This is a genomic window from Micromonospora sp. NPDC049799 (genome assembly GCF_040656655.1).
Classification (GTDB): domain Bacteria; phylum Actinomycetota; class Actinomycetes; order Mycobacteriales; family Micromonosporaceae; genus Micromonospora.
Genome location: NZ_JBFAMU010000307.1, coordinates 1 through 5,924, shown reverse-complemented (window position 1 = coordinate 5,924; position 5,924 = coordinate 1). Strand labels below are relative to the sequence as shown.

The 5,924-nt window shown below is 70.6% G+C and carries 1 protein-coding gene; it reads left to right on the top strand.

All coding sequences use genetic code 11. The features are described 5' to 3' along the window. A partial coding sequence (locus AB0I76_RS20635; RefSeq protein ID WP_357037754.1) for an SDR family NAD(P)-dependent oxidoreductase occupies positions 1 to 5,924 on the top strand: 5,924 nt, incomplete at both ends.

Sequence of the window (5,924 nt, the reverse complement as noted above, 5' to 3'; positions counted from 1 at the left end):
GCCCTCACCCACGACCAAGCCACCGGCCTCATCACCCACCGCGGACGCGCCCTCACCACCATCGAAGGCACCGGCGGCATGCTCGCCATCACCGGCCCCACCCCCAACGAACTACCCGCCCTCCTACAACGCCTGCTACCCGAACACGCCACAGACCTGCACCTCGCCGCCCACAACGCCCCCACCACCTGCGTCCTCTCCGGCACCCCGACCGCCATCGAAGCCACCCACGCGGCCCTCACCGACGACGGACTCACCGCCAGAATCATCCCGGTCAGCTACGCCAGCCACTGCCCCCACATCGACCCACTCCACACCCAACTCACCACCGCCACCGTCAACCCCCAAGCCACCGACACCGCCTTCTACAGCAGCACGTACCAACGGGCCCTGCCCACAACAGAACTCACCGTCCAGTACTGGTGGGAGAACCTGCGCCAACCCGTCCACTTCCACCCCACCCTCCAACAACTGACCACCGACGGACACCACACCCTCATCGAGATCAGCCCCCACCCCCTGCTCACCCCCACCATCGACACCGACTCCACCACGGTCTGCCACACCCTCCGCCGCGACACCGACCCCTGGCACACCCTCCTCACCAACACCGCCCACCTCCACACCCACACCACCCACCCCATCACCTGGACCCGGCTACTCCCCCAGGCCCGGACCCACACCACCCCACCCACCTACCCCTTCCACCACCAGCCCTACTGGCTCACTGTCACCCCCCGCACCGACCCTCACCACCTCGGACTGCGACCCAGCGCGCACCCGCTCCTCGGCGCCGCCATCACCACCGCCATCACCGGTGAAGATCTGCACACCGCCCGGCTCTCCACCCGCACCCACCCCTGGCTGGTCGACCACACGATCAGTACCGGCTGCCTGCTGCCGGCGACCGCGTTCGTGGACATCGCACTGCACGCCGCGACTGCCGCCGGGCTGAGCCGGCTCGACGAGCTCACCCTGCACAGCCCGCTCGGCCTCGGCGAGCAGTCGACCGACGTTCAGATCACCGTCGGTGGGCCGGATGAGCGGGGCCGGCGGACGCTGACCGTCCACTCCCGGCTGTCCGGCGCTGCTGCCGAAGTCGCCTGGACCCACCACGCCACCGCTGTCCTGGACGCGGATTCGGGCGAGTCGGACCCGGCGCCGCTCGCGGCCTGGCCGCCCCCGGGCGCCACTCCGGTCGACCTCGACGGCCTGTACGGACGGCTCGGGTCGAACGGCTACCACTACGGACCGATGTTCCGCGGCCTGCGCCGAGCGTGGCGGGCCGGCGACGACCTGTACGCGGAGGTCGCCCTTCCCCAGCCGGGCGAGACCGACGGGTACGGGATCCACCCGGCGCTGCTGGATGCGACGCTGCACCTGGCCATCGACGAGATCGTGACGCGAGAGCCCGGTCTGCTGTGGCTGCCCTTCTCCTGGTCCGGGGTACGCCAGCTACGGAGTAGCAGGGCGGCCACGGCGCGGATGCGCCTCACCTGGCGGGGACCGCACGAGGTCGCCCTCACCGTCCACGACGACGCCGGGCAGGCGCTCGTCGCGATGGAATCGTTGGCCTTCCAGCCGGTCACCGCGGCGCGGCTTGACGCGAGCCGGCAGACGTACGACGGTCGCCTGTGGCGGTTGGAGTGGGTGCCGGTGGCGTTGTCGGCAGGTCCAGCCGTCACCGACGGGTGGGTGACCGTCGGCCAGCCAGTCCCCGGGTGGGATCTACCCGGCCACCCCGACCTGAACGGTCTCCGGCAAGCCATCACCAACGGTCAGGCCACCACACCCCAACAGATCATCATCACGCTGCCCGACCACAGCGACGGCACGGACGTACCGACCGCCGTGCACCACGCCACCGAACAACTCCTCCACACCCTGCAGAACCTCCTCACCGAACCTGCCTACGCCACCACCCACCTGACCGTCCTCACCACCGGCGCCATCAGCACCGGCGACCACGACCCGCTCACCAACCTCCCCGCCGCGACCTGCTGGGGCCTCACCCGCACCGCCCAGACCGAACACCCCGACCGCATCACCATCGTCGACACCGACCACACCGAAGAGACCCGGCGAACCCTGGCCACCGCCATCACCAGCGGCCACCCGCAACTGGCCATTCGCAACGGCACACCACACACCCCCCACCTCACGACCGACACCACACCACCCGCACCTCGACCCCTCAACCCCGAGGCCACCACCCTCATCACCGGCGGCACCGGCACCCTCGCCCAACACACCGCCGGCCACCTCGTCACCAACCACAACGCACGCCACCTACACCTGGTCAGCCGCCAAGGCCCCCACCACCCCGAAGCAGCCCGCCTCATCCACCACCTCACCGGCCTCGGCGCGACCACCACCATCACCACCTGCGACAGCACCAACCGCGACCACCTCACCCAGGTCATCCACGAGATCGACCACAGCCCCCACCCGCTCGGCGCCGTCATCCACACCGCCGGTGCCCTGCACGACGCCACCCTCACCAACCTCACCACCGACCAGCTCCACGCCGCACTGAACCCCAAGGTCGACGGCACCTGGCACCTACACGCCCTCACCCGCCACCACCCCCTCACCCACTTCCTCCTCTACTCCTCCGTCGCCGCCATCCTCGGCACCCCCGGCCAAGCCAACTACGCCGCCGCCAACACCTTCCAGAACGCCCTCGCCGAACACCGCCACCAGCAGCAACTCCCCGCCACCAGCCTCAACTGGGGCTACTGGACCGACACCAGCACCCTCACCGCCCACCTCCACACCACCGACCTCCAACGCCTGCACAACACCGGGATCACCCCACTCACCACGCCCCACGCCGTCACTCTCCTGAACAGCGCCCTCACCACCGCCCAACCCGCCCCCATCACCGCCCACCTCAACCCCAGCAACCTCCCGCACCACCTCATCCGGGTGAGCACCACGGCCTCGACCGCGGGGCGGTGGCGGGAGCAGCTTGCCGGCCTGCCGGAACCGGCCCGCGAGGAGGCGGTCCGCGAGATGGTGCGGAGCGAGGTGGCAAGAGTGCTCGCCCTGCCCGCCGCGTCGCCGGTGCCGCTCGACCGGGCGTTCAAGGAGCTCGGGTTCGACTCGCTGGTGTCGGTGGAGCTGCGGAACCGACTGAGCGCCGCGACGGGACTCCGGCTGCCGGCGACGCTGGTCTTCGACCACCCCACCCCCGAAGCGGTGGCCGGTCACCTGGTGACCCAGTTCTCCGCCGTACCGAGTGCGACCGAGCCGGCGGCGGTCGCGCCCGCACCGGCGGCGCTCGACGACCCGGTGGTGATCGTGGGGATGGCCTGCCGCTACCCGGGTGGAGTGGACAGCCCCGAGCAGCTGTGGGACCTGGTGATCAACGGTGGTGACGCGATCGGCGGGTTTCCGGAGGACCGGGGGTGGAACCTCGCCGCGCTCTACGACCCCGACCCGGAGCGGACCGGGACGACCTACACCCGGCACGGCGGTTTCCTGTACGAGGCAGCCCGGTTCGACGCGGAGTTCTTCGGGATCAGTCCGCGTGAGGCGACGGCGATGGACCCGCAGCAGCGGCTCCTGCTGGAGACCGCGTGGGAGTGCGTCGAGCGGGCCGGCGTCGACCCGACCAGCCTGCGCGGCAGCGCGACCGGCGTATTCACGGGCGTGATGTACGACGACTACGGAGGGCGGATCCAGCGGGCGCCCGAGGGGTTCGAGGGGCACCTGCTGACGGGCAGCATCAGCAGCGTCGCGTCGGGCCGGATCGCGTACGTCCTGGGGTTGGAGGGCCCGGCGATCACCGTGGACACGGCGTGTTCGTCGTCGCTGGTGGCGATGCACCTGGCCGCGCAGGCGATCCGCAACGGCGAGTGCGACATGGCCCTGGCCGGTGGCGTGACGGTGATGGCGACCCCCACGGTGCTGGTGGAGTTCAGTCGGCAGCGCGGGTTGTCGCCGGACGGCCGGTGCAAGCCGTTCGCCGCCGCCGCCGACGGCACCGGCTGGGGCGAGGGCGTCGGCCTGCTCCTGCTCGAACGCCTCTCCGTCGCCCAGGAACGCGGCCACCGGGTCCTCGCCGTCATCCGCGGGTCGGCGGTGAACCAGGACGGGGCGAGCAACGGGCTGACCGCACCCCACGGCCCCTCGCAGGAACGGGTGATCCGGCAGGCCCTGGCCAACGCGAGGCTGACCCCCGCCGACGTCGACGCCGTCGAGGCCCACGGCACCGGCACCACCCTCGGCGACCCCATCGAAGCCCAGGCACTGCTCGCGACCTACGGACAACACCGGCGCAACGACCAACCACTGTGGCTCGGGTCGGTCAAGTCCAACATCGGCCACACCCAGGCCGCCGCGGGAGTCGCCGGGGTGATGAAGATGGTCCTCGCCCTCCGGCACGGTCAGCTCCCCCGCTCGCTGCACATCGACGCGCCCACCCCGCACGTCGACTGGGACAGCGGCAAGGTGCGGCTGCTCGACCAGCCGGTCGAGTGGCAGACCAACGGCCGGCTGCGCCGAGCGGGCGTGTCCTCGTTCGGCATCAGCGGCACCAACGCGCACGTGATCCTGGAAGAAGCGCCTGCCGGGGAACCCGCGCCGCTGATCCCGTCGGCCGCCGACCCCGCGTCAGCGGCCGCGGTTACGCCGGAGCCGGGGAACGAGGTGGTGGATCTGCCGGGTGGGGGCTGGGTGCCGTGGCTGCTGTCGGCGAAGACCGAAACCGCGCTGCGGGAGTACGGCCGCCGGCTGCGTGACTGGGCCGCCGACGCAGACGACCTGGACCTCGCCGGGGTGGCGCACGGCCTCGCGGGCCGCACCATGTTCCCCCACCGCGCCGTGATCCTCGGCCGCACCCTCGACGAGTTGCGCGAGGCGCTCACCGCCCTGATCGACGGCGACGAGCACCCCAATCTGACTGTCGGCGAAGCACACGACGGTGGGAAGGTCGCCTTCATCTACCCCGGCCAAGGCAGCCAATGGCCCGCCATGGCCCACCACCTCTACCGCACCTCCACCGTCTTCCGCGACAGCATCAACACCACCGCCACCGCCCTGAACCCCCACACCGACTGGTCACTCCGCGACGTCATCCTGCAAACACCCGACGCGGCCAACCTCGACCGCGTCGACGTCGTCCAACCCACCCTCTTCGCCGTCACCACCGCCCTCACCGCACTCTGGCGACACCACGGCATCACCCCTCACGCCGTCATCGGCCACAGCCAAGGCGAAATCACCGCCGCACACACCGCCGACGCCCTCACCCTTCACCAAGCCGCCCAACTCATCGCCCACCGCGGCCAAGCCCTCACCACCATCGAAGGCACCGGCGGCATGCTCGCCATCACCGGCCCCACCCCAAACGAACTACCCACCCTCCTACAAGAACTCGTCCCCGAACACACCAATCATCTCCACCTCGCCGCACACAATGCCCCCACCACCTGCGTCCTATCCGGCACCCCCCACGCCATCCAAGCCACCCACACCGCCCTCACCCACCACGGCATCACCGCCCGCACCATCCCCGTCACCTACGCCAGCCACAGCCCCCACATCGACCCCCTCCACACCCACCTCACCAACGTGACCGTCGACCCCCGAACCGGCCACACCACCTACTACAGCAGCACCCACCAGGCAGTACTGCCCGGCGCCCACCTCACCACCGACTACTGGTGGCACAACCTCCGCCAACCCGTCCACTTCCACCCCACCCTCCAAACCCTCATCACCGACGGACACCACACCCTCATCGAAATCAGCCCCCACCCCCTGCTCACCCCCACCATCGACAACCCCACCACCACCACCTGCCACACCCTCCGGCGCAACACCGACCCCTGGCACACCCTCCTCACCAACACCGCCCACCTCCACACCCACACCACCCACCCCATCACCTGGACCCGGCTACTCCCCCCACCCCACAC